This window comes from Paraburkholderia sp. SIMBA_053 (genome assembly GCF_046534895.1).
In the GTDB taxonomy this organism is placed as follows: Bacteria; Pseudomonadota; Gammaproteobacteria; order Burkholderiales; family Burkholderiaceae; genus Paraburkholderia; species Paraburkholderia caledonica.
On sequence record NZ_JAWRXU010001296.1, the window covers coordinates 1 to 250 of the forward strand.

The window sequence follows — 250 nt, forward strand, 5'->3', positions numbered from 1 at the left end:
GTCGATATGAAAAAAATAATTAACGAAGTATATGAAGATGTCTTAGATCATATTTATGTCATTCGTGAAACATGTAATAACTTACGTCCTCCATTTCTATATGAATTAGGTTTGAAAAAAGCATTATTAGATTTATTTAAACAAGTAAATCTTAAAGCTACATTTTTCTTCTATTATGAAATTCAAGATAATATTATTCTACCTAATGTAGAATATGAACAAGCAATTTATAGAATTATTCAGGAGTTAT

At 24.0% G+C, this 250-nt stretch carries 1 protein-coding gene; it reads left to right on the forward strand.

The window, feature by feature from the left end:
• Nucleotides 1–250: hypothetical protein (locus tag SB753_RS39805; protein WP_410805513.1), on the forward strand; the 250-nt coding region annotated here is incomplete at both ends.